This window comes from Bradyrhizobium ottawaense, assembly GCF_900099825.1.
Lineage (GTDB): Bacteria > Pseudomonadota > Alphaproteobacteria > Rhizobiales > Xanthobacteraceae > Bradyrhizobium > Bradyrhizobium ottawaense_A.
In genome coordinates, this window is the sequence record NZ_LT629693.1 from 1844423 (window position 1) to 1868632 (window position 24210).

Annotated in this window: 19 protein-coding genes and 1 pseudogene; 10 read left to right on the forward strand and 10 right to left on the reverse strand. The window is 63.7% G+C overall.

The genetic code is table 11. The features are described 5' to 3' along the window. Positions 1-75: 75 nt before the first annotated feature. The 3 genes from BLR13_RS08600 to ribB all read right to left on the reverse strand — a co-directional run bounded on the left by BLR13_RS08600 (position 76) and on the right by ribB (position 3620). Positions 76-993 carry an MBL fold metallo-hydrolase gene (locus BLR13_RS08600; protein WP_074825490.1) on the reverse strand — a complete coding sequence of 306 codons (918 nt, stop codon included), beginning with the start codon at positions 991-993 and terminating at the stop codon, positions 76-78. 159 nt (positions 994-1152) lie between these two features. Next, positions 1153-2367: an acyl-CoA dehydrogenase gene (locus tag BLR13_RS08605; protein WP_074825487.1), complete on the reverse strand. Its 1215-nt coding sequence runs from the start codon at positions 2365-2367 to the stop codon at positions 1153-1155. A gap of 176 nt (positions 2368-2543) precedes the next feature. Continuing rightward, a complete protein-coding gene (gene ribB, locus BLR13_RS08610) occupies positions 2544-3620 on the reverse strand; it encodes a 3,4-dihydroxy-2-butanone-4-phosphate synthase (RefSeq protein WP_074825485.1) in 1077 nt (358 codons plus the stop codon). 232 nt (positions 3621-3852) lie between these two features. On the opposite strand from ribB, the gene BLR13_RS08615 reads away from it, so the two are divergent. The 3 genes from BLR13_RS08615 to BLR13_RS08625 are packed head-to-tail and all read left to right on the forward strand — an operon-like array spanning position 3853 to position 6870. Further along, a complete protein-coding gene (locus BLR13_RS08615; RefSeq protein WP_074825483.1) occupies positions 3853-4848 on the forward strand; it encodes a Bug family tripartite tricarboxylate transporter substrate binding protein in 996 nt (331 codons plus the stop codon). Continuing rightward, positions 4845-5351 carry a tripartite tricarboxylate transporter TctB family protein gene (locus BLR13_RS08620; RefSeq protein WP_074825482.1) on the forward strand — a complete coding sequence of 169 codons (507 nt, stop codon included), beginning with the start codon at positions 4845-4847 and terminating at the stop codon, positions 5349-5351. Before BLR13_RS08615 ends, BLR13_RS08620 begins: the two co-directional genes overlap by 4 nt. 1 nt (position 5352) lies before the next feature. Continuing rightward, on the forward strand, positions 5353-6870 hold the full coding sequence (locus BLR13_RS08625; RefSeq protein WP_074825480.1) for a tripartite tricarboxylate transporter permease: 1518 nt from the start codon (positions 5353-5355) through the stop codon (positions 6868-6870). Positions 6871-6938: 68 nt separating this feature from the next. On the opposite strand, the pseudogene BLR13_RS08630 reads toward BLR13_RS08625, so the two are convergent. Continuing rightward, positions 6939-8667: pseudogene (locus BLR13_RS08630) on the reverse strand (cation:proton antiporter). 58 nt (positions 8668-8725) lie between these two features. Here BLR13_RS08630 and BLR13_RS08635 point away from each other — a divergent pair. From BLR13_RS08635 to BLR13_RS08645, 3 genes are all read left to right on the forward strand, one after another. Then, positions 8726-9265 (forward strand): DUF3124 domain-containing protein, encoded by a 540-nt coding sequence (locus tag BLR13_RS08635; RefSeq protein WP_079586500.1) that lies wholly within the window; start codon positions 8726-8728, stop codon positions 9263-9265. A 98-nt stretch (positions 9266-9363) separates the two neighbouring features. Next, positions 9364-10608, forward strand: coding sequence for a PLP-dependent aminotransferase family protein (locus tag BLR13_RS08640; protein WP_074825478.1), 1245 nt, complete (start codon positions 9364-9366; stop codon positions 10606-10608). 69 nt (positions 10609-10677) lie between these two features. Beyond that, positions 10678-11556, forward strand: a complete 879-nt coding sequence (locus BLR13_RS08645) for a DMT family transporter (RefSeq protein ID WP_074825476.1) — start codon at positions 10678-10680, stop codon at positions 11554-11556. 6 nt (positions 11557-11562) lie between these two features. On the opposite strand, the gene BLR13_RS08650 is transcribed toward BLR13_RS08645, so the two are convergent. After that, the gene (locus BLR13_RS08650; protein WP_074825475.1) at positions 11563-12843 is read right to left on the reverse strand and encodes an amidohydrolase family protein; all 1281 of its coding nucleotides are present in this window, start codon (positions 12841-12843) and stop codon (positions 11563-11565) included. Between the two features lie 191 nt (positions 12844-13034). Here BLR13_RS08650 and BLR13_RS08655 point away from each other — a divergent pair, with 191 nt between their 5' ends. After that, positions 13035-14303: a serine hydrolase domain-containing protein gene (locus BLR13_RS08655; protein WP_074825472.1), complete on the forward strand. Its 1269-nt coding sequence runs from the start codon at positions 13035-13037 to the stop codon at positions 14301-14303. Positions 14304-14431: 128 nt separating this feature from the next. Next, positions 14432-14650: a hypothetical protein gene (locus BLR13_RS08660; RefSeq protein WP_074825470.1), complete on the forward strand. Its 219-nt coding sequence runs from the start codon at positions 14432-14434 to the stop codon at positions 14648-14650. Positions 14651-14859: 209 nt separating this feature from the next. Here the strand turns inward: BLR13_RS08660 and BLR13_RS08665 are convergent, their stop codons facing one another. After that, positions 14860-16029 carry a thiolase family protein gene (locus BLR13_RS08665; protein ID WP_074825468.1) on the reverse strand — a complete coding sequence of 390 codons (1170 nt, stop codon included), beginning with the start codon at positions 16027-16029 and terminating at the stop codon, positions 14860-14862. Positions 16030-16130: 101 nt separating this feature from the next. Beyond that, positions 16131-16949 carry an aldo/keto reductase gene (locus tag BLR13_RS08670; RefSeq protein WP_074825467.1) on the reverse strand — a complete coding sequence of 273 codons (819 nt, stop codon included), beginning with the start codon at positions 16947-16949 and terminating at the stop codon, positions 16131-16133. An 80-nt stretch (positions 16950-17029) separates the two neighbouring features. Between BLR13_RS08670 and BLR13_RS40010 the strand changes: the two genes are divergently transcribed. Then, a complete protein-coding gene (locus tag BLR13_RS40010; protein WP_074825466.1) occupies positions 17030-17212 on the forward strand; it encodes a hypothetical protein in 183 nt (60 codons plus the stop codon). Positions 17213-17214: 2 nt separating this feature from the next. On the opposite strand, the gene BLR13_RS08675 is transcribed toward BLR13_RS40010, so the two are convergent. The 3 genes from BLR13_RS08675 to BLR13_RS08685 all read right to left on the reverse strand — a co-directional run bounded on the left by BLR13_RS08675 (position 17215) and on the right by BLR13_RS08685 (position 23045). Continuing rightward, entirely contained in the window at positions 17215-18798 is a 1584-nt protein-coding gene (locus BLR13_RS08675; RefSeq protein WP_074825464.1) for an alkaline phosphatase D family protein, read from the reverse strand. A 190-nt stretch (positions 18799-18988) separates the two neighbouring features. Beyond that, positions 18989-19417, reverse strand: coding sequence for a hypothetical protein (locus BLR13_RS08680; protein WP_074825462.1), 429 nt, complete (start codon positions 19415-19417; stop codon positions 18989-18991). Between the two features lie 154 nt (positions 19418-19571). Continuing rightward, a complete protein-coding gene (locus tag BLR13_RS08685) occupies positions 19572-23045 on the reverse strand; it encodes an indolepyruvate ferredoxin oxidoreductase family protein (protein ID WP_074831747.1) in 3474 nt (1157 codons plus the stop codon). Positions 23046-23235: 190 nt separating this feature from the next. Here BLR13_RS08685 and BLR13_RS08690 point away from each other — a divergent pair, with 190 nt between their 5' ends. Beyond that, positions 23236-24180 (forward strand): hypothetical protein, encoded by a 945-nt coding sequence (locus tag BLR13_RS08690; protein WP_074825460.1) that lies wholly within the window; start codon positions 23236-23238, stop codon positions 24178-24180. Positions 24181-24210 lie beyond the last annotated feature (30 nt).

Sequence of the window (24210 nt, forward strand, 5' to 3'; positions counted from 1 at the left end):
GATGCGTCAGCATCGAACCCGGAATCTCGAGATTCCGGGTTCATCGCTGCGCGATGCCCCGGAATGACAGAGCAGTCACGCCATCCGATAGGTCCCGCCGATCACCGGATCGCCGTCGGTTGCGACCACCCCGCGGGCGACCAGATCTTCCAGATGCGCCAGCACGGAATAGCCGGCGGCGGTGGTCAGCCGCGGGTCGAGGCCGATATAGATCGCGCGCACCATGGTCGGAATGTCGGCATCGCCCTTGGCGAGACGGTGCAGGATCGAGGCTTCACGGGCCTTGCGATGCCGCGTCAGGAAGCGGACGTAACGCGGCCCTTCCGGAATCTCCGGTCCGTGGCCGGCGAAATACAAATCCTCCGCGCGCCGCTCCAGGCGTTCCAGCGAGGCCATGTAGTCGATCATCGATCCATCCGGCGGCGCCACGATCGAGGTCGACCAGCCCATGACGTGGTCGCCGACGAAATTGATCTTCCGCTCGGGCCAGGCGAACGCCAGATGATTGGCGGTGTGGCCCGGCGTCGCCACCGCTTCCAGCGCCCACCCCTGCCCTTCGACGGTGTCGCCGTTCTTGACCTCGATGTCCGGCCGAAAATCGCGGTCGGCGCCGGATTCCGGATTGTGCTTCTCGCTTTCGAAGCGCGGCCGCGAGGCGCGATGCGGCCCCTCGGCGTAAACCGGCGCACCGGTGGCAGCCTTGATCCGCGCGGTGTTCGGCGAGTGGTCGCGATGGGTATGGGTGACCAGAATATGTGTCACGGTCTCGCCGCGCACTGCATCCAGCAACGCCTTGGCATGGGCCTCGTCGTCGGGACCGGGATCGATGATCGCGACCTTGCCCTTGCCCACGATGTAACTGACCGTGCCGGTGAAGGTGAACGGGCTCGGGTTGTTGCACAGCACCCGCCGCACGCCGGGGCGTGCTTCTTCGACCACACCCGGCTTCAGCGGGAAGTCGCGGTTGAACGGGATGTCGTCGTTGTCGGCCATGGGGTGCCCGTGTGATTTGTGGGTTCTTCGATCTCGTCATGCCCGGCCTTGTGCCGGGCATCCACGTCTTGGCGGCAAAGGAAGTCGTGGATGGCCGGGTCAAGCCCGGCCATGACGAAATATGGGATTAGGTTGCTACGAGCACGACGGCCGCGGGATTTAAGAAAACGCCTGAATGCCGGTGATCGCCCGGCCCAGGATCAGGGCATGGACGTCGTGGGTGCCTTCATAGGTGTTGACGGTTTCCAAATTCGCGGTGTGGCGCATCACATGATATTCGATCTGGATGCCGTTGCCGCCGTGCATGTCGCGCGACACCCGCGCGATGTCGAGCGACTTGCCGCAATTGTTGCGCTTGACGATCGAGATCATCTCTGGCGCCATCTTGCCCTCGTCCATCAGCCGGCCGACGCGGAGCGAGGCCTGCAGCCCGAGCGCGATTTCGGTCTGCATGTCGGCGAGCTTCTTCTGCACCAGTTGCGTCGCCGCCAGCGGCCGGCCGAACTGCTTGCGGTCGAGCGTGTACTGCCGGGCACGGTGCATGCAGTCCTCGGCGGCGCCGAGCACGCCCCAGGAAATGCCGTAGCGGGCGCGGTTGAGGCAACCGAACGGGCCCTTCAGGCCGGACACGTTGGGCAACAGCGCACTCTCCGGCACCACCACGCCGTCCATCACGATCTCGCCGGTGATCGAGGCGCGCAACGAAAGCTTGCCGCCGATCTTCGGCGCCGACAGGCCCTTCATGCCCTTCTCGAGGATGAAACCACGGATCTGGTTATCATGTGCGGCCGACTTCGCCCAGATCACGAAAACGTCGGCGATCGGCGCGTTGGAGATCCACATCTTGCTGCCGGTGATCCGGTAGCCGTCGGAAACCTTCTCGGCGCGGGTCTTCATGCCGCCGGGATCGGAGCCGGCATCCGGCTCAGTCAGGCCGAAGCAGCCGACCCACTCGCCGGTCGCGAGTTTCGGCAGGTATTTCTTGCGCTGGTTCTCGTCGCCATAGGCGTAGATCGGGTGCATCACCAGCGACGACTGCACCGAATTCATCGAGCGATAGCCGGAATCGACGCGCTCGATCTCGCGGGCCACCAGGCCGTAGGCGACGTAGCTCGCATTGGCGCAGCCATATTCTTCCGGCAGCGTGATGCCGATCAGGCCGAGCTCGCCCATCTCGTTGAAGATCTCGCGGTCGGTCTTCTCTTCAAGGTAGGCCTTGGTGACGCGCGGCAGCAGCTTGTCCTGCGCATAGGCGCGCGCGGTGTCGCGGATCATGCGCTCGTCTTCGGTGAGCTGCTCGTCGAGCAGGAACGGATCGTCCCACTGGAAACCGGCGGCAGTCGGCTTGTCCTTGGTCTGAGGGCGCACGCTCATGAAAATCCCTTTCGCATCGTCCTTGCGGAATTGGGCACTAAACTAAAGGTCTATGAGGGGAATCGCAAATCTTTCCCTGCGTCATTCCCCGGTGCGCAATTCCGCACCTGGGGGCACGAAGCGAACCCCAGGGGTGAGGTCTGGTGCTAACGCACCATCCCGGAATGACGTTGCCTCTAATCTTCCAGCTTCTCGTTCGAGACGATCTCGATACCGAAACCGGACAGTCCCTTGTAGTCGTGCACCGAGGACGTCAAATGCCGGATCGAGGTAATGCCGAGATCGCGCAGGATCTGCGCGCCGACGCCGACTTCGCGCCATTGCCTGTTGCGATCGGCTTCGGCCGACTTCTGCTCGCCGACCGGCTCGACGGGAACCCCGGCAGCACCGTCGCGCAGGTAAACCAGCACGCCGCGGCCAGCCTGCTTGAAGTGGTTGAGCACGACCTGCATGCGGGCCTGCCCGGTGAAGAGATCCTTGACGATATTGGGCTTGTGCAGCCGCGTCAGGACGTTCTTGCCGTCGCCGATGCCGTTATAGACAAACGCGGCATGCGCGATCTCGTCGAACGGGGAACGGTAGGCGTAGCCCTGCAGTGGCCCGATCGGGCTCTCCGTCGTAAAGGTCGCAACCCGCTCGATCAGCTTCTCGCGCGCCTGGCGGTAAGCGATCATGTCAGCGATCGTGACGTGCTTGAGCTTGTTGGTGGCGGCGAATCTGACGACCTGCTCGCCCTTCATCACCGTGCCGTCGTCGTTCATCAACTCGCTGATGACGCCGACCGGCGGCAGGCCGGAAAGCTTGCAGAGGTCGACCGCGGCCTCGGTATGGCCGGAGCGCAAGAGCACGCCGCCGTCGCGGGCGATCAGCGGGAAAATATGACCAGGCCGGGCAAAATCATTGGCGCCGGCATTGGGATTGGCGAGCGCGCGGCAGCAGGAGGCGCGTTCGTCCGCCGAGATACCGGTGCCGCCGTCCGGCTTGTAGTCGATCGAGACGGTGAAGGCGGTGGTGTGGTTTGAATCGTTATGCGCCACCATCGGATCGAGCCGCAGCCGGCGGGCGTCGTCCTGGGTGATCGGCGCGCAGACGATGCCGGAGGTGTGACGGATGATGAACGCCATCTTCTCGGCGGTACACAGCGAGGCGGCGACGATCAAGTCGCCCTCGCCCTCCCGGTCTTCGTCATCGGTGACGACGACGAGTTCGCCATTGGCAAAGGCTTGCAGAACTTCCTGGATGGTATCGGGCATTTTCTCGATTTCTCGCCTGGTGCAGGGAGTGCATTAGCCGGACTCCAAGGCCCGCGCCAGCGTCAAAAATGCCCCGCGCCAGCATCAATACGCAGGGCAGCAAGTCGCGGAAGGGGATTGGCGGAATGGCCATGCTGCGACAGGGGCGGAGCCGGAAAAATCATTGACGAGGTCCGGTCCCAATCGCCATGGTCCCAGCCATAAAAACAAGAAGCAGGCGTCGGGTAGAAACATGAAGCGTTTTCAATCGAATTTCCGTCAGGCGGCATGGGCCGGGATCGTCATGCTGGCAACCGTCGCGGGACTATCGTCCCCCGCTCACGCCGCCGATGAGTGGCCGACCCGGGACATCACGTTCTACGTCCCCTACGCGCCGGGCGGCTCGACCGACCCGATCGGCCGCAAATATGCCGAGCTGCTGGAGAAGCAACTCAAGGTCAAGGTGATCGTTGAGAACAAGCCGGGCGCGTCCGCGACCATCGGCACCGGCGCGGTGATCCGCGCCACCCCCGATGGCTACACCATCGGGCTCGGCTCCAGTTCGTCGCTGGCCTACCAGCCGCTGGAGATGAAGGGCCTCGTCTGGAAATCGGCAAACGACTACCAGTCGATCGCCAAATTGTCCGATCTGCCGGTCATCCTCGCGGTGCCGGCAGACTCGCGCTGGAAGACGCTGGATGATTTCCTCGCGGAAGCCAAAGCCAATCCACGCAAGCTCAAGGTGTCGGTATCCGGCCTGCGCTCGATCAACGACATCGTCATTCAGCAGCTCAACAAGCTGTCGGGCCTGCGGATCGTCACCGTGCCGTTCACCGGCGGCGGCGGCGAGGCGACGCTGGCGGCACTCGGCGGCCGCGTCGACGGCTCCTCGGGCTTTGCGCCCGGCATGAAGGGCCAGATCGACGCCGGCAAGCTGCGCGTGCTCGCGGTGTTCCAGCAGGGCAAATACGACCTGCTGCCGGACGCCAAGCCGATCGGCGAGACGCCCTGGAAAGATACCTTTCCGGTCGGCTACTACGTGATTGCGCCGAACGGCCTGCCGAAGCCGATCCTCGAAAAGCTGACGGCGGTCTCCAAGGCCATCGTCGAGAGCGACGAGTTCAAGAGTTTTCTGAAAGCCAACGGCTATACCTCCGATCCCAAGATCGGCGACGACATGAAGCAGGAGCTGGCCGCCTACGACGCCAAGTTCCGCGACGTCATCAAATTCCTGGATGACGACAAGTGACACCGACAACAAGTTTCGGGCTGCCGCGGGCACGGCGGCTGATCGGCCTGCTCGCGCTGCTGCTGGCCGCCGTCTATGTAGCGGACGCCTGGCAGACGCTGTCGGTCGGGCGCTGGCACAAGCCGGGGGCGGCGATCTTCCCGATCGCGGTCGGCCTGCTGCTCGCGATCTCGGCCATATCGGTCCTGCTCGAAAGGCACGGCGGCGCCGACGATCCGATGCCGGCCACCTTCGCGCTGCCGGCCGGCGCCGACCTGCGCCGGCTGCTAAAGGTGCTGGCGGCGTTTGCGCTCTACTTCCTGGCGATGCCTCTCCTCGGCAACATGATCGCGTCGGCGCTGTTTCTGCTGGAGAGCATGTGGCTGCTGTCAGACGATCCCAAGCGATCAGTCGTGCGACTTGCGATCTACGCGGTCGTGATCGCGCTCAGTTTCGAACTGTTTTTCGTCCGGCTGTTGAAGGTCCAGATGCCCGGCGGGCTGTTCAAGCAATGGCTGTTTTAGCATGAACTCCCTCCAGGGCCTGCTCTACGGACTGCATATCGCGGCAACCCCCGCCAACCTGCTCGCGGCCTTTGTCGGCGCGTTTGCGGGGACGGCGATCGGGGTACTGCCGGGGCTTGGGCCGGTCGCCGGCGTGGCGCTGATCCTGCCGCTGACGTTCTCGCTCGATCCGACCGCGGGCCTGATCATGATGGCCGGCATCTTCTACGGCTCGATGTATGGCGGCTCGACCACGGCGATCCTGCTTAACATTCCCGGCGAGTCCGCCTCCGTCGTGACCGCGATCGACGGCTACCAGCTCGCCAAGAAGGGCCGCGCCGGGGCGACGCTGACCATCGTCGCGGTCGGCTCGTTTGTCGGGGGCACGCTGGCGGTCGTCGGCGTCATGCTGTTCTCGTCGTCGCTGGCCAATCTCGCGATCCTGTTCGGCCCAGCGGAGTTCTTTGCGCTTACCGCGGGCGGCCTGATCGTGATGTCGCGGATCTCGGGCGGTACGCTGGCATCGGCATTGCTGCCGATGACGCTCGGGCTGATGCTGGGGACGATAGGCCAGGAAGCCGTCACCGGCGAGACGCGTTTCACGTTCGATCTTCCAGACCTCGCCGAGGGCGTGTCGCTGGTGCCGGTCGTGGTCGGGCTCTATGGATTCGCCGAGCTGATGCTGCTGGTCGAGGACAAGGCGCACGCCGCCAACCGGCCGGAATCCGTGAAAATGCGCGACCTGCTGCCGACCCGCACCGAGTGGAAACGCGCGGTGCCGTCGTGGTTGCGCGGCACGTTCTTAGGCTTTCTGTTCGGCCTGGTGCCGGGGCCAGCGGCGACGCTGGCGTCTTTCGCCTCTTATCGCCTCGAAAAGGCGACCTCGAAATATGCCGACGAAATCGGCTCCGGCGCCATCGAAGGCGTCGCCGGCCCCGAAGCTGCCAATAATTCCGCCGCCACCGCCTCGCTGGTGCCGCTGCTGGCGCTCGGCATTCCCTTCACGCCGATCGCAGCATTGATGATCTCGGCGATGCTGGTGCAGGGCATCCAGCCCGGGCCGCTGCTGATTACCCAGCATCCGGAAATCTTCTGGGGCCTGATTGCATCCGCCTATATCGGCAACGTTATGCTGCTGGCGCTGAACATCCCGATGGTCGGCGTCTGGGTCAGCCTGCTCCGGATTCCACATTACCTGTTCATTCCGCTGCTGCTGGTGCTGTCGGTCATCGGCACCTACAGCGTCCGCAACAGCATCTTCGACGTCTGGGTGCTGCTCGCCGCCGGGGTCGTCGGCTACGCCTTCAACAAGATGAAATTCCAGCTCGCGCCTTTGGTGGTCGGCCTCATCCTCGGCCCCAATATCGAAAAGCACTTTCGCGAGGCGCTGTTCCTCAGCGACGGCGATCCCTGGATCTACGTGCAAAGCCCGATCGCAATCACGGTCTGGCTGCTGGTCGCGGCGATCCTGATTGCCGGCTTCATCGCCCGCCGGCGCGCCGCGTTTGCCGACGCGATGGCGCAGGAGAGCAGCCTTTAAAAGCGTTTTCAAGCGAAGTGGACACCGGTTCGCGTGAAGAAAATGCGTTAAAAAAGAATCTAGAGCCGTTACGGCAGTACCTCGCGGCGTTCGGCAAGCACCGCATCGGTTTCCGCGCGCTTGTCTTGCAACAAACCCGCCTGCGCGGCCTCGATCACCTTGTACAACTGGTGGGCGTCGCTCAGCCGCGTCACCGTCACGTAATCGGCACCGGCCTCGTAGAGATCGGTGACGTCGGATAGCAGTTCCGCGGTCGCGACAATCTTCGCGGTCGGGTTGAGCGAACGCACGTGCCGGACCAGTTTTTCGTTGTCGGCGCCCTTCAGCAGCGAGTTCGGGATGCTGAGAATGATCAGTTCGGACTTGGCGACCCCCGCATGCAACAACGTATCCACGTTGCTGATGTCGCCATAAACCACATGCATGCCGCGATCCGTCAACGTCCGGAACACGACGGGATTGAAGTCGATCACCGTGATCTGTTCAAGGACCGAGGGATTGCGGCTTTCAATCTCGCTCAACAGCGCGCTGGCGGCGCGGAAAAAGCCGAGAATGACGATCCTGCGGGCTTCGCCGTGGCCGCCCTCGTGGTCGGCATCGGCATCGTGGGCCATCGTCCAGATCGCGAAGCCCGATCCGCTTCAACGGCCCGATCAGGCCCCGCGTGACCTGATCGCTGCGCGCCATCACAAAGGTGCTCAGCACCGCCAAAATCACGAAAGCAAACGACGCGGCGCTCGACGTCGCGGTCGAGATATGGTTGGCGGCAACGCCGGTCTGGATCACGACCAGCGAGAATTCGGAGATCTGCGCCAGATTGATCGCCGGCAGCAGGCTTGCGCGCAGGCCCTGCTTCATCAGATACAGCGGCGTGAACGTCGTCACGACGCGACTGACCACCGTGAAGGCGGCGATCAACAGCGCCAGCCCGATCACGGAAAGTCCGGGAATAGGGATGGTCATGCCGAGCGCGACAAAGAACAGCGTGATGAAGAAATCGCGCAGCGTCGTCACCTTGGCGGTGACGTCGAGCGCATAGGGGAAGGTCGACAGCGACACGCCCGCCACCAGCGAGCCCATTTCGCGCGACAGATGCAGTCTTTCGGCGATCTCGCCGATCAGGAAACACCAGGCCAGCGCGCCCAGCAGGATCAGTTCCGGCCGCCGCGCAATCTGGTGGAACAGCCGCGGCAGCACATAGCGGCTCAGCACCAGCGCGGTCGCCACCAGCACCCCGACCCGGCCGATCGAGAGCAGGATCACGCTGACCTGCAGATTGTCGAGGCTCGGCTGCACCGCCAGGAACAGGATCGCAAAGATGTCCTGCAGCACCAGCACGCCGAGCGTGATGCGCCCAGGCAGCGTGTCGAGCTCGCGCTTCTCGTACAACACCTTGACGATGATGACCGTGCTGGAAAGCGCGCAGGCGACGCAGAGATACAGCGCGTCGAAATGGCCGCTGCCCATCGACAGCCCGATCCCCAGGAAGAACAGGATCCCGAGCAGGCAGCCGCCGATCAATTGGCCGCCCGCGGCAAACAGGATGACCTTGCCGGCGCGCACGATCTTTTTGAGGTCGATTTCCAGCCCGATCATGAACAGCATGAAGATCAGGCCGAGTTCGGAGATGACGGCGATCGATTCCTGGGACTTGACCCAGCCCATGCCGAATGGACCTATGAAAAACCCGGCGATAAGGTAGGCCAGGATCAGCGGCTGCCGGGAGAAATGGGCCAGCAGGCCGAGCACCCAGGCGAACAGGATGCATAAGGTGATATCGCCAATGAGTTCGTGCATGATTCCGGACTTTTCCTGCCCGCAACCTAGTGGCCCCGGCGCTGGGGTCAAACGAGCAATGTGTCACATCCGCGCAGCGGGCTTTATTCTCGCGATTCTGACCACCCTGTCGATCCATACCTCGACCGCCCGAGCCCAGGCTGCGGGCTCGATCGAGCAAAACTTCGCCGGTTCCCTCACCGCCATGCCTGCGGAAAACCTCACCGTTTCCGGGGCATTTTACGTGCCGGTCTATTCCAGCGTATCGATGAGCGCTGGCCGGCTGCGGGGCGACTTTTCGGTGACGCTCAGCATTCACAACGCCTCGGAAACCAAGTCCCTGGTGCTGAAGCGGATCGGCTATTTCGACACATCGGGGAAAATGGTGGACAGCTACCTCAAGGCGCCGGTCGCGCTGAAACCGTTCGCGACCATCGAGGTCTTCATCGCCGCGACCGACGTGCGCGGCGGCACCGGGGCCAATTTCGTGGTCGACTGGGCGGCCACCGGCGAGATCGCCGAGCCTGCGGTCGAGGCGCTGATGGTCGGCAGCGTCGGCCCCGGGCATTATGCCTTCATCAGCCAGGGGCGCCCGATCAAGGTGATCGGCAAGAACTAGCCTGCAAGAACTAACCTGTAAGAACTAACCTAAGCGCAACCAGCCGGAAGGCCGGAGCAACCGGCCTTCTCAACAAGAAACAACGGGAGTGAACATCCATGTCGACCGCGGCACCTTTCGATTTTGCAGCCCTGTTGCCTGCCGGATTGCCGGCGCCGGCGGCGCGGTGGACCGGCCTTGCCAAATACAGCTTCGTCGGCGGCAACAATGATCCCGACCAGGTGCCGGTCGAGGGCCTGATCGATGCGGTCAATGCGGTGCTCCGGCGCGAGGGCAAGACGCTCGCGACCTATGGTCTGGCGAGCGGCCCGCAGGGCTATCGCCCGCTGCGCGAATTCCTCACGACAAAGCTCAAGCGCGACGCCGGCATTACCTGTGCCGCTGACGACATCATGATCGTGTCGGGCTCGCTGCAGGCCCTCGACCTCGTCAACCAGACCTTGCTGGCGCGCGGCGACACCGTGCTGATCGAGCAGGAGAGCTATCAGGGCGCCATCAACCGGCTGACACGGCTTGGCGTCAAGGCGGTCGGCATTCCCCTCGACGACGGCGGCATGCGGATGGACGCGCTGGCGGCTGTTCTGGCCGATCACAAGGCCCGCGGCATCACGCCGAAATATATCTACACGATTCCGACCGTGCAGAACCCGACCGGCACCATCATGCCCGAGAAGCGGCGCGCGGAGATGCTGAAACTGTCGCAGCAATACGGCGTGCCTGTTTTCGAGGACGATTGCTACGCCGATCTGATCTGGACCGGCGAGCGGCCGCCGGCGATCTATGCCATGAGCCAGCACGCCAACGTCATTCATATCGGCTCGTTTTCGAAATCGATCGCCCCGGCGCTACGGGTCGGCTTCATCGTCGCGCCCTGGGCGATGATGTCGCGGATGCTGGCGCTGAAAACCGACGCCGGCTCCGGCGCATTGGAGCAGATGGTGCTGGCGGAATATTGCGCACCGCACTTTTCCACCCATGTGCCGAAGCTGACGCGCGGCCTGCGCGCCAAGCTCGATACGCTGATGGAGGCGCTGAACGAACAGTTCGGGACTGCGGCGGAATTCGAGGACCCCAAGGGCGGCATCTTCCTGTGGGTCAAACTGCCCGACAATGTCGATACGCTGAAACTGTATCAGGCCGCGCTGGCCGCCGGCGTTGCCATCAATCCGGGGCCGGAATGGTCGACCGACAAGGCCCATTCCGGCAGCCGGCTGCGGCTGTGCTTTGCCAGCCCCTCGCACGACCAGATCCGCGAGGGCGTCGCCGTGCTCGCCGACGTCTGCCGCAAGGAGTTCGGCGTGCCGGAACGCAGCGCCAATGTGGAGAAGCGGGCGCGGACTTGAACCGGTCGGTTTTGACGAGATCGCGCACCGTCACAATATAGCGCCCCGAGCGCAGACAGGATTTTGGGAATGGCCGGGGCGCAATCGCAGCATCGCACGGGGATTGCCCTTGTCGTCGCAGCTGCCGTGGCGTGGAGCACCGCGCCGTTCTTCACGCGGCTGCTTCCGTTCGACTCCTGGACCATCCTGTTCTGGCGGGGCCTGTTCGGCGCAGCGATGATCGCCGCCATTCTGGTGCTGCTGCAGGGCTGGAGTGGCCTGCGGGACTTCACCCGGATGGACAGAACCGGCTGGCTCGTCGCTGCGCTGTCGACGCTGGGCATGGTGTGCTTCATCCCATCCCTGCAACTGACCAGCGTATCGAACGTCGCGATCATCATCGCAACCGGCCCGTTCGTCACCGCCGCACTCGCCTGGGTCTGGCTTCGGGAAGTGCCACGGCTGCGGACCACGCTGGCAAGCATCGTGGCGCTCTGCGGCATCGCCATCATCGTCGGCGGCGCACGGCTTGGTTCCGACTTTCTTGGCATCGCGCTGGCCGTCATCATGACGGTGGCGATTGCCGCGATGACAGTCATTGTCAGGCAGCACAGAAACACATCGATGGTCGCCGCCGCGGCGCTGTCGAATATCCTGGGCAGCGTCGTCAGCATTCCCTTGGCTCAGGGCATCGCCGCCATCACCGCGCACGACTTGTTCATTTTCGCGATGTTCGGGTTCTGCCAGGTCGCGCTCGGCCTCTCGCTGTACATGCTAGGCTCGCGCCTGCTGCCCTCCAGCCAGGCCGCCCTGATCGCCACGCTGGAGACGCCGCTGATGCCGTTCTGGGTATGGCTGGCGTTCCAGGAGGCCCCTGCCCCGCGGGCCCTTATCGGCGGCGCGCTGGTGATGGGTGCCGTCATCGCCGACATCGTCGGCGATCACCGGGAGCAGAAGCAAGCAGCCTGAACGCCGTTACCGCACCGCGAACGGTGCCTGATACGGCCGGCCGAACGGCACGCCGTTGATGACAGTCTGTACGGGTTTGAGCAAAGCCTTGCCGTCGCGCTTGTTGTTGCGGGTGTCGAGGAACGAAACCGGCCCCTCCACCAGGTCCATGATGGCGAGGTCGCCGGGCGCACCAACCTGCAGCGTGCCGATCTTGGCGGCGCGGTTGATGATCCTGGCCGGCGCCGTGGTCGCCATCGTCACCACCTGCTCCAGCGAAAAGCCCATCGCCATGAACTTGCTCATCACGTTCGGCAGATAGGGCACGCCGGGCGAGTTGCCGGAGAACACGTGGATGTCGGACGAGATCGTGTCGGGCGTGCAGCCGCCGGGGATCGCCACTTCCGCCACCGTGAAGTCGAAGCTGCCGCCGCCATGGCCGACGTCGAAAATGACGCCGCGCTGCTTGGCGGCGAGCGCCGCCGGCAACAACTTGCCGTCCTGCACGATGTTGGTGAACGCACCGGCATTGTTGGGGGCACCGGAATAGGCATGGGTCAGCACGTCGCCGGGCCGCAACAGGTCGAGTATCTCTGACATCAGCTCCCTGGTCTCGACGCCGCCGATATGCACCATCATCTTGGCCGGCCAGCCGCACATCTCGCAGGCCTGGATGCCGCGCTTCAGCGGCTCGAGGCCGTGCTTGTAGATGACGTTCTCCGACATCCGCACCTTGACGCCGATCAGGAAGTCCGGGTTTTCGGCGAGCGCCATGGCGCAGGCTTCGACCTGCGCGTTGTCGATATTGTAGAGCTCGGCCACCGGAAACGCCGACAATCCGTTGTTGGCGATATGAACGAAGGCGTAAATCCGCGCCCGCGATTGCGCCACGATGTAGCGGCGCAACGCCGCCAGATTGTTGACGCCGGCGTCGCCCGCCGACACCACCGTGGTCGTGCCCTGAAACTGCACCAGTTCGTCGGCGGGGATCCCGATCGCCGAGCCGTAGGGATAGACGTGGCAGTGCAGGTCGATCAGCCCCGGCGTCACCAGTTTTCCCGAAGCGTCGATCGACTTCGAAATGCGGGCGGCCGGAATCTCGTTTTCGATCGCCTCGATCACGCCCCAGCGAATGCCGATATCGCGCTTTCCCCGCAACGACTGGCTGGGGTCGAGCACGTCGCCGCCCTTGATCACGAGGTCGAACTTGTCGTTCGGTCCCATCGCGGCGCCGGCAGGACCGGCCATCGCGGCCACTGCCGCGGATCCGGTCAGGCTCAGAAAATCACGGCGAGAACACCCGGTCATGGCAACGCTCCCCCTGATATGTTTTTTATGGCGCGATGATGCGCCCGTGACCGGCGTTGCGCAAGCCGAGGCGCGGCGGCCAACTGCCGGCGCCCGCAAAAATGAATGCCCGCGCCGCTGGTCGGGCGGAGCGCGTTGCCCTAGGCTTTGGCGATCAGATCAAGGGCCGAAGAGCCCGACGGGAGGCGTCCATGATTTCAATGAGAGTTGCCGTGCTTGCGTTTGGCCTGGCTGCCTCTGGCGCAGCGTTCGCCGACGATCCGCTGCCCCGTGCCAAGCCCGAAGACGTCGGCATGTCCAGCGAACGGCTGGCGCGGATCGGCGAAACCCTGAAGGCCGATATCGCGGCGGGTCGAACGCCCGGCGCCGTCATCGCCATCGCACGCCGCGGCAAGCTCGTCGCGTTCGACGCCTATGGCTGGCGCGACAAGGCCGCCAATATCCCGATGACAACCGACACCATCTTCAACATCGCCTCGATGACCAAACCGATGACGGCGGTCGGCGGCCTGATGCTGTACGAACAGGGCAAGCTCCTGATCAACGACCCGCTCAGCAAGTATTTTCCGAAATTCACCAATATGCGCGTTGCGGTGCTCGACGGCGACGGGCTTGCCGGTTCCGTGGCCGCCGATCGCCCGATCACGATCCAGGACCTGATGCGGCATACCTCCGGATTGATCTACGGCGGGCGCGGCAACACGCCGGTGCACAAGATGTATCCGGCGGGCAGCGGCAATGCAGCGCGCGACTATGATGGTTCGGCCTTCATGGACAAGCTCGCCTCGCTGCCGCTGCTCTATCAGCCCGCAACGGTGTGGGACTACGGCTTCGGTCTCGATGTGCTCGGACAAACCATTGAGAAGATCAGCGGCCAGTCGCTCGGGCAATATCTGCAGGCCAACCTGTTCGCACCGTTGGGGATGACCGATACCGGCTTCTCGGTTTCGGCGGAAAAGGCCGCCCGCTACGCCAGGCCGCTGCCGGCAGATCCCGACACCGGTAAGCCGCAGGCACGCAGCCCCGAACTGACCCAGCCGCTCAAATTCGAATGCGGCGGCGGCTGCGCCGCGTCCACCGCGTCGGACTATCTGCGCTTTGCGATGATGCTGATGAATGGTGGACGCTCCGGCGAAGCCCGCCTGCTCGGACCCCGGACCGTCGCCTATATGCTTTCCGACCAGTTGGGCCCGAACATCAAAAATCTCGTCGGCAATGCCGATCCGACCCGCGCCGATTACGGCTTCGGTCTCGGCCTTGCGGTACGCACCACGCCCGGCGTGATCAGGATGATGGGCTCGGTCGGACAATTCTCATGGCCCGGCGCCAGCGGCACCGACTGGTGGGTCGATCCGAAGGAAGAGCTCGCGGTGGTCTATCTCTCCGCCGCACCTGGCCCGATCCGCTGGCACTACCGGCAGAAGATCAACGCGCTCGTCTATCAGGCGATCATGGATTGACATTGAAACGCACGGGCTTCACGCGCGTTAACGCTGACTGAACAGGCGTTCAGAAAACTGTTCACGTTCCAAGGGAACGATCGCATCACTGCGCTGTTACATCCTCGATTCCATTGAGGAGGACAGACATGAAGAAGCTTGGATATGTGTTGGCTGCGCTTGGCGCTATCGTCATCGCGGCGCCGTCGATTGCAAGTGCTGAGACTGTTGTGATCAAGCGTGGCGGCTATCACCATGGTTACGGCGCGCGCGCCGAATTCCGCGAGCACCGCGATCGTGGCTGGCATCGCGGCTGGGAGGGTCATCATCGCGACCGCGAGGTGGTGATCCGTAGGCATCGCGACTAAGGCTTTATCGCTGAAGGAGCCCGGTTCTGATTCAGAACCGGGCTCCTTGATTTTGTTGGACGCGTTTTCTTAACGCGAACCGGTACCCACTTCGCTTGAAAACGCTATGAACGGAAAATGGCTCCTCACGGAGCCATTTTTTGTTTGTTGCGTGTTCTTTGCCTGTGCGGGCGCCAGGACTCGCGTCAGGACCAGCGTTGCGAAAAATCTCAGTAGATTTCGAACAGGCCCGCGCCGCCCTGACCGCCACCGATACACATGGTGACGACGCCCCACTTGGCCTTGCGGCGGCGGCCTTCCTGCAGCAGGTGGCCGGTGAGACGCGCGCCGGTCATGCCGAACGGATGGCCGATCGCGATCGAGCCGCCATTGACGTTGTACTTCTCGGGATCGATGCCGAGCTTGTCGCGCGAGTAGAGGCACTGGCTGGCGAAGGCTTCATTGAGCTCCCAGAGATCGATGTCCTCGATCTTCAGGCCATGGCGCTTCAACAGCTTCGGCACGGCAAAGATCGGGCCGATGCCCATCTCGTCCGGCTCGCAGCCCGCCGCCGCCCAGGCGACGAAACGGCCCATCGGGTTGAGGCCGCGCTTTTCGGCATCCTTGGCTTCCATCAGAACGACCGCTGCCGCACCATCCGAGAGCTGGCTGGCGTTGCCGGCGGTGACGTATTTGCCGGGACCCTTGACCGGCTCGAGCTTGGCGAGGCCCTCGATGGTGGTGTCCGGACGGTTGCACTCGTCGCGATCGACGACGTAATCGACGATGCTTTCCGCCTTCGTCGCCTTGTCGACCACCTTCATCTTGGTCTTCATCGGGACGATTTCGTCCTTGAACTTGTTGGCCTGCTGGGCGGCCGCCATGCGGCGCTGCGATTCCAGCGAGTACTCGTCCTGGTATTCACGGCTGAGCTTGTAGCGCTCGGCGACGATATCGGCGGTGTCTATCATCGCCATGAAGATATCGGGCGCGGCCTTGAGCAGGTCGGGATCGATCGATTCCTTGGGCGAACCGCCGCCGGGGATCGAGATGCTTTCGACGCCGCCAGCCACGATGCAATCAGCGCCGTCCGAACGGATCGAGTTGGCGGCCATCGCGATGGTCTGCAGGCCCGACGAGCAGAAACGGTTCACGGAGACGCCGGCCGTCGACTTTGGCATGCCAGCCAGCAGCGCGGCCTGACGGCCGATGTTCGGCGCGCCATGCGCGCAATTGCCGAGATAGCAGTCTTCGACATAGTCCTTGGCGACGCCGGCGCGCTCGACGGCGTGCTTGATGGCGTGGGCCGCCATCGACATCGGAGGGGTAATATTGAACCCGCCACGGCCGGACTTTGCCAGTCCCGTGCGAGCATAGGAAACGACGACAGCTTCACGCATTTTAAAGACCTCCCTTGGATGCGGCCCAGTATGGACTGGACCACAGTCGGTGTGTAGCAAAAACCTTCAATTCCGGCGGACGGAAAAGGCGGGAATCGGCATCAATCCCAAGCCGGCGCGAAGCCGGGATTTACACAACGCTTGTCCTTCGGCAAGGCCGCGATGGCCGCCCGGTCGGCGTCGTCGAGCTGCACTTTCAGCGCATCGAGATTGGCTTGCTGGCTTTCGGCACGCGACGCCTTGGGAATCGCGGCGACGCCGTCCTGGTCGAGCAGCCATTTCAGCGCCACCTGAGCAGCACTGGCATTGTGCTTGCGGCCGATCGCAGCCAACGCCTCGTCCGTGGCCACCCGGCCCTGCGCCAGCGGGCAATAGGCCACCAGCGGGATCGATTTCGCAGTGAGAAACTGGCGCAGCGGCGTCTGGTCCAGCATCACATGGTATTCGACCTGGTTGCAGGCGATCGGGGCCTTAATCTCGTCGACCACAGTCTTCAACAGCGCGATGTTGAAATTGGCGACACCGATGGCGCGGGTGCGGCCCTCTTCCTTCAGCTTCATCAGCGTTTCAAAGATCGCCGGCAGGTTCATGTTCCGCGCCGGCCAATGCACCAGATAGAGATCGACATGGTCGAGCCGGAGCTTCTTCAGCGAAGCATCGAACGCCCCGCGGATCGCGTCCGGCGCCAGGTTCTCGTTCCAGACCTTGGTGGTAACGTGCAGGTCCTTGCGGGCGACCTTGGAAGCGGCCAATGCCGCGCCGATCGTCTCCTCATTGGCGTACATTTCCGCGGTGTCGAGGTGCCGGTAGCCCAGATCAAGCGCGCTCTCGACCGCCGCGCGGCAGGCATCGCCCTGCATGCGAAAGGTGCCGAGCCCGAGCTTGGGCAGGCTGATGCCCTGAGTCTTGATATTTTCCATGATGGCTCCTGAGGGAGGTAGGGCGCCGCATCCGTGGCAAAAGCCACGCGGACGGGTTTCATTGCGGGGAATAGGCCGCTATGGATAGCCTGCCGGCACGGCGCAGTGCAAATCAAGATCAGGTCAGGACGGCGATGGCGAGGGCGTTGCGACAGTGGCTCGAAACCCATGAACTGGCTGCGATCATCGCCGCCGTACTCGGCGTGATCGTGAGCCTTTCGCTCCTGCTCGTGGTCGGCGGCTACTTCCTGGTGACGCCCTGAACTCAGATATGCTGCGCCATGATCTGGCCGGGCCGCGCGTCCGGACGGGGCTCGATATCGACCGACCATAGATCGCGGTTGTCGACGTCCTTCAGCGTCACGGTCATGACTTCGGTTTTGCCGTCGATCGCGACATGGCCGAAAAACTGCAGCCCAAAACATGGCGCGAGATTTTCGCCCTGCTCCGCGCTACTACCCTTCTGGAACATCGCCTTGGGCCCGAAGGTATTGTCGAGGTCGCCGGGCGCCCAAGTGCCCGCATGCAGCGGGCCCGAGACGAATTCCCAGAACGGTTCGAAATCCTGACAGGCAGCGCGGTTCGGATCGTAATGATGCGCGGCCGTATAATGCATGTCGGCGGTCAGCCACACCGTGTTGCGGATGCCGGCGCGCTTCATGAACGACAACAGATCGGCGATCTCATGCTCGCGCCGCTGCGGCGGGCCGTCGCCGAGCGCGACGGCATCCTCGCTGATCAGGCCGATCGACATGTCGGCGGCGATCACCTTCCAGGTCGCGTTGGAGGCCACCAGTTCGCGCTTCAGCCACGCCAGTTGCGCGGAGCCGAGGATGAAAGTGTCGCTGTTGTCGTCGCGCTTGTTCCAGGTGTTGTCGCGGTAGCTGCGCATGTCGAGCATGAAGACGTCGAGCAGCGGGCCGTAGCCGATCCGGCGATAGACACGGCCGTTGTCGCTGGACGGCTCTCGCATCGGCATGAACTCGTGGAACGCGCGCCGGGCGCGGGACACCAGTTTCGGGACGCCGTCCTCGGCAAAACCGCTGTCGTCGTAGCTGCCGAGCGGCGCCCAGTCGTTGGTCACTTCGTGATCGTCCCATTGCGCGAACATCGGGACTTCGGCATGGAAGGCGCGAAAATTTTCGTCGAGCCAGTTGTATTTGTAGTTGCCGCGGAACTCCGCGAGGCTGTGGGCTGCGACGGATTTTTCTTCCGTCACGATGTTGCGCCAGATCTCGCCGTTCGGCAGCTTCAGCTCGGACGGGATGGGACAGTCGGCATAGATGTGATCGCCGGAATGAATGAAGAAGTCGGGACGGTTGTCACGCATGGTCCGGTAGGTCCGAAATCCCCCGCGCGCCGGATCGATGCCCCAGCCCTGGCCCGCGGCATCGCCCGACCAGACGAATGACACCGAACGACGCTCCGCAGGCGCGGTGCGGAAATGCCCGACCTGGGTTTCCCCGGCGAGGCCGCTTGCGATGTCGTCGAAACGCACGCGGTAGAAGATATCCTGCCCGGCGGGCAGGCCATCAAGCAGCACTTTCGATGTGAAGTCGCTGTCCGGCAACGCATCCGATGAAGCGGTGCCGATGATGGTCCTAAAACTCTCGACCGTCGAACACTCCACCTGCATCCGGGCCGGCCGGTCGGCGCGCGCCCAGATGACAGCGGAGTCCGCCGCAACGTCGCCGGATTGAATCCCGCAGGCGACCAGCGGACGATCCGCGGCGCGGCTCAGATAGGGTTTAGCGAGGCTGCCGAGACCGGCGGTCGCGATCGTGGCGGCGGACCTGACCAGCAACTGACGCCGGTTCAAAGCTTGCTTGGCGCGTATCACAATCGGCATCGAGTCACCTTCGTCGAATCACGACAAAGGTGTGCCCGTTGAATTTGACTCCCAGCCGAAGGTTTTACGACAGGTGGATGACGTGGGATCGTACGAACCGTAGGGTGGGTTGGCCGAAGGCGTAACCCACCGCGCCGCACGAAGATGGTGGGTTACGGCTTCGCCTAACCCACCCTACGAAGTCTCAACTTTATCGCTGCCAGCCGCAAATACCGCCGGACTTGCACGGCCATGTTTGGATTCGCGTATCGCGCGCCTGCGCATCGAGCGGGTTGCCGTGGCGATGCGCCAGCCTGGTGCGGGCGGCGGCGCGTGGCGGTTCTGCGCTGCTCTTTGCAATTTCAGGCTTGGCCATCTGGGGCTTGGCAAGGTGAGGCTTGCGCGCTGGAAGCTTCGGCCAAACGGAAGCATCCGTATCTGCCTGCGCGCGATCGGACTTGGCTTCGATCGGAATCGGGGCGAACTCCGTTTCCGGCCCGAGCCGCTTCGGAGAAAGCACGGCCCTGGATAGATCGAGCCCAAGGAACTCGCTGGGGCGATACTCGTCCGCCACTGCCACGCCGCCCACTGCCAGGAACCCGGTGCAAAGTACTGCCGCAACGGCACTTCTCAGGACCATTCATGGCCTCCTGAAACCAATTAAAAACAAACTACCGCAATCATGTAGGAAGCCGGCACAGCAATGCCAGCCGTTCACGCCGGCAAGGTTACTGGTCAACTATGCCGGTCGTGAAAAGTTTCACGGCCCAAATCCCGCTTCTACTCCGCCGCTTCTACTCGGCCGCCTGTGCGACGGGCTGCCCGATCGCGCTTTCGAGCCGCTTGGATTCGGCGCGGAATTTCGCGACGTTGGCTTCCTTGATGTGGCCGTAGCCGCGCACGAGTTCGGCCGACTTCGCCAGCGTCACCAGCCGCGGCAGATCGAGCGGCTTATTCGCATCGAGATGGCGGAAGATCATCGCCGAATATTCGCCCGGCAGCGCGCGCTCCATCCTGCGCTCGCTGGTATAGCCGAACGGATCGAACGCGGTGCCGCGCAGCGACTTCATCCGCGACAGCAGACCGAACGCCTTGAATACCCACGGTCCGAATTCCCGCTTGCGCAGGTGCCCGGTCGCCTTGTCGCGTGGCGCGAACATCGGCGGCGCCAGGCTGACTTTCACGCTCGAGTCGCCGTCGAACTGCTCCTTCAGCGCTTTCGCAAACTCGCCGTCGGTGTAGAGCCGGGCGACTTCATATTCGTCCTTGTAGGCCATCAGCTTGAACAGACCCTTGGCGAAGGCTTCGGTGAGGTCCTGCGATCCCGGCGCTGCCTTGGCCTCGGCGGTGCGAACGCGCTCCACCTCACCGAGGTAGCGCTTCGAATAGGCCTCGTTCTGGTAGTCGCTCAGGAAGCCGGCGCGGAACGCGATGCTTTCATCGAGCGTGCGCTTGACCGGCGCCGCGCCCGAATTCTTGAAGCGCGCGGCGGTGATCACGCGCTGCAAGTCGTGCGCGGCGAGGCGTCCCCACGAGAACGCCAGCTTGTTCATATCGATCGCTGCACCATTGAGATCGATCGCCTTCATGATCGCCTCCAGCGACAGCGGGATCGCACCACGCTGGAACGCAAAGCCGAGCATGAAGGAGTTGGTGGCGATGCTGTCGCCCATCAGCGCGGAGGCGAGCCCCGTAGCATCCAGAACGTCAAGATCGGAAGCGCTGACGGCCTCATTGAGCGAGTCGCGCATCGCGCCGGCCTGGAAATCGATATCCGGATCGATCACGAAGCTCGCGGTCGGCAACAGGTCGGCATTGACCACCGCACGCGTGACGCCGCGCTCGGCCCGGCTCAGCGCCGGGACCGAGGTGGCGACGACGATGTCGCAGCCGAGGATGAGGTTGGCGCTGCCGGGCCCGATACGGACGTTGGCGAGATCGTCCGCCGACGGCGCGATCCGGACATGGCTCATGACCGCGCCGTTTTTCTGCGACAGGCCGGTAAAGTCGAGCGTCGAGCACGCCTTGCCGTCGACATGGGCCGCCATGCCGAGCAGCGCGCCGATGGTGATGACGCCGGTGCCGCCGATGCCGGTGACGAGGATGTTGAACGCCCCGTCCAGCGCTGGCACCGTCGGCAGCGGCAGGTCGGCGAACAGCGCCGACGGATCGGCGGCGGTACGATCCGCTTTCCGCAGCCCGCCGCCATGCACGGTGACGAAGCTCGGGCAAAATCCCTCGATGCAGGAAAAATCCTTGTTGCAGTTCGACTGGTCGATCCGCCGCTTGCGGCCGAGTTCGGTCTCCAGCGGCTGTACCGAAACGCAGTTGGAAGCCACCGAGCAGTCGCCGCAGCCCTCGCAGACGCGCTCGTTGATGAACACCCGCTTTTGCGGATCGGGATAGAGCCCGCGCTTGCGGCGGCGGCGCTTTTCGGCGGCGCAGGTCTGGTCGTAGATCAGCACCGTGAGACCCTTGACCTCGCGCAGCTCCTTCTGCACCGCGTCGAGATCGCGGCGGTGATGGATGGTGGCGCCCGGCGGGAAATAATTGGCCGGATACTTGTCGGGCTCGTCGGAGACTACGGCGAGTTGCTTGGCCCCTTCCGCCGATACTTGGTGCGCGATCTGCGACACCGTCAGGCCGCCTTCGGCGGGCTGGCCGCCGGTCATCGCCACCGCATCGTTGTAGAGGATCTTGTAGGTGATGTTGACGCCTGACGCCGCGGCGGCGCGTAGCGCCAGCAGGCCGGAATGGGTGTAGGTACCGTCGCCCAAATTCTGGAACACATGTTGTTCGCTGGTGAACGGCGCCTGCCCGATCCACGCCACGCCTTCGGCACCCATATGCGAGATCGTCTGGGTGCGGCGGCTCGGAATCGAGAGCGCCATGCCGTGACAGCCGATGCCGGCCATCGCGCGGCTGCCCTCGGGCACCTTGGTCGAGGTGTTGTGCGGACAGCCCGAACAGAAATACGGCGTCCGCTGCAGCTTCGCCGCGGCAATGCCCTCGGCCGGCCGGTCGAAGGCCTCCAGCTTTGCCAGACGCTGCTCCAGCACGGGGCTGCGGTGGCCGAGCTTGCGCAAGCGCGCCACGACGGCGGCGGCGATGATGGTCGGCGTCAGCTCGCCTTCGCTCGGCAGCAACGTGGCGCCGGTCTCGTCGCGCTTGCCGACCACCGAAGGCCGCTTCGAGGCATCGACATTGTAGAGAATGCGAAGCAACTGGTCCTCGATGAAGCCGCGCTTCTCCTCGACAACAAGCACGTCCTGCAGGCCTTCGGCGAAGGCGCGGGCGCCGGCCTGCTCCAGCGGCCAGGTCAGCGCCACCTTGTAGATGCGCAATCCGAGCGCCTGGGCTTCGCTGTCGGTAATGCCGAGATCGGCCAGCGCCTGCCGCAGATCTAGATAGGCCTTGCCGGTCGCCATGATGCCGAGTCGCGCCGGCTTGGAGTCGAGCACGATACGGTCGAAACGGTTGACGCGGGTGAAGGCCGCGACCGCGTCCATCTTCGGGCCGTGCAGACGACGTTCCTGCTCCAGCGGCGCGTCCGGCCAGCGGATGCCGAGTCCGCCCGGCGGCATCTCGAAATCCGTGGGCATGATGATCTTGATGCGATCGGGATCGCTGACGATCGAAGCCGAACTCTCAACCGTCTCCGATATCGCCTTGAAGCCGACCCAGCAACTGGAATAGCGCGACAGCGCGAAGCCGAGAATGCCGAGATCGAGATAATCCTGCAGCGTGGCGGGATTGACGATCGGCATCAAGGCCGATGCAAACACCTGCTCGCTCTGATGGGCGAGCGTCGAGGACTGGCAGCCATGGTCGTCGCCGGCCAGCGCGATGACGCCACCGTTGGGCGACGTGCCGGCGGAGTTGGCATGCTTGAGCGCATCCAGCGAACGGTCGACGCCGGGGCCCTTGCCGTACCAGATGCCGAACACGCCATCGACCTTGGCGCCGGGAAACATGCCGACCTGCTGGCTGCCCCACACCGCGGTTGCCGCCAGATCCTCGTTGAGTCCCGGCGCGAATTCGATGTCATGCTGCTTGAGGAAGGATTTGGCGCGCCACAGCGCGTGGTCGTACATGCCGAGCGGCGAGCCGCGATAACCTGAGATAAATCCCGCGGTGTTGAGGCCCTGCGCGCGGTCGCGTTCGCGCTGCAACATCGGCAACCGGACCAGCGCCTGCGTACCCGAAAGGAAAATCCGCTTCGCATCCAGACGGTACTTGTCGTCCAGCCCAACTTCCATCAACGCCATTATCAGCTCCCCGTCGCGCTTGCCGGTCGTTCGAACCGGTCTCATTGACATTAGAATGTACCTAATTTGCTATGCGTGCCCAGCGTGAATTCATGGCCGGAGGACATATCTCCTCCGCTTGCGGACGTTTCATCGGCCTTGCCGAAGCCTCTCTTCTTTGAGACGCTGACGGTAAAGGGAGGAGCCAGGGATGACGGAAGCAGCGTTCACGAGCGAGATATTGGAGAGCGGCAACCTGCTCACCGGGCCGTGGCGCAGGCCAGCGCAGATGCTGCATGCGCAGGTTTACGACTCTCACGCCTCGATCCACGACGATGCGACCGCGCAAAAGCTCGGTTTTCAGGGCGGGACCATCGAGGGACCGACTCATTTCAGCCAGTTTGCGCCGTTGTGCGAACGGATCTGGGGCCCGGCCTGGTTTGAGACCGGCTGCCTGTCCGCGCATTACCGGAACCCGGCCTTCGAGGGCGAGGAAGTCCAGGCCAATATCGAAAAGCCGCAACCGGGCCAGACAACTCTCGCGATCGGCATGACCAAGCGCGACGGCACCGAGATCTTGCGCGGCACCGCCTCGATCGGCGGCAGTGGTGCGGAAACCGCGCTCGCGAAGCGGCTCGGCGAATTGAAGCCGCTCGCCGACCCCGTCATTCTCGCCGACCTCAAGGTCGGCATGAAGACCGGCCGGCAGACCGTGAAAATGGATTTCGACCAGAACATGGGCGATCTCTATCCGTTTTCACTGGCGGAGAAGCTGAAGGTCATCACCGAACCGTCGGCGTATTATTCGCAGGAACTCAATCCGTGGGGGCGGGCTATCATCCCGTTCGAGATGCTGAGCGTACTGTTTCAGTACCGCGCGCGCGAGGACCGCTTGCCGATCCGTGGACCGGCAGTCGGGCTGTTCGCGGATCAGGAAATCCGGCTGCTGCGCGGCCCGTTATTTCCCGGCGAGGCCTACACCACCGAGCGTGAGGTCGTGGCGCTGAGCGGCAGCCGCCGCACCGAAAGCATGTGGGTGAGAACGACCGTCTTCGCGGCCGACGACAGACCGGTCGCGACCATGCTGCTCAATCTGGCGAGCATGAAGGATTCCTACGCCAACTACGAACGTGAGCACAAAGCGCTCTACGGCTAGTAGCGTCCGTTCGACTTCGACAGCGCCAAA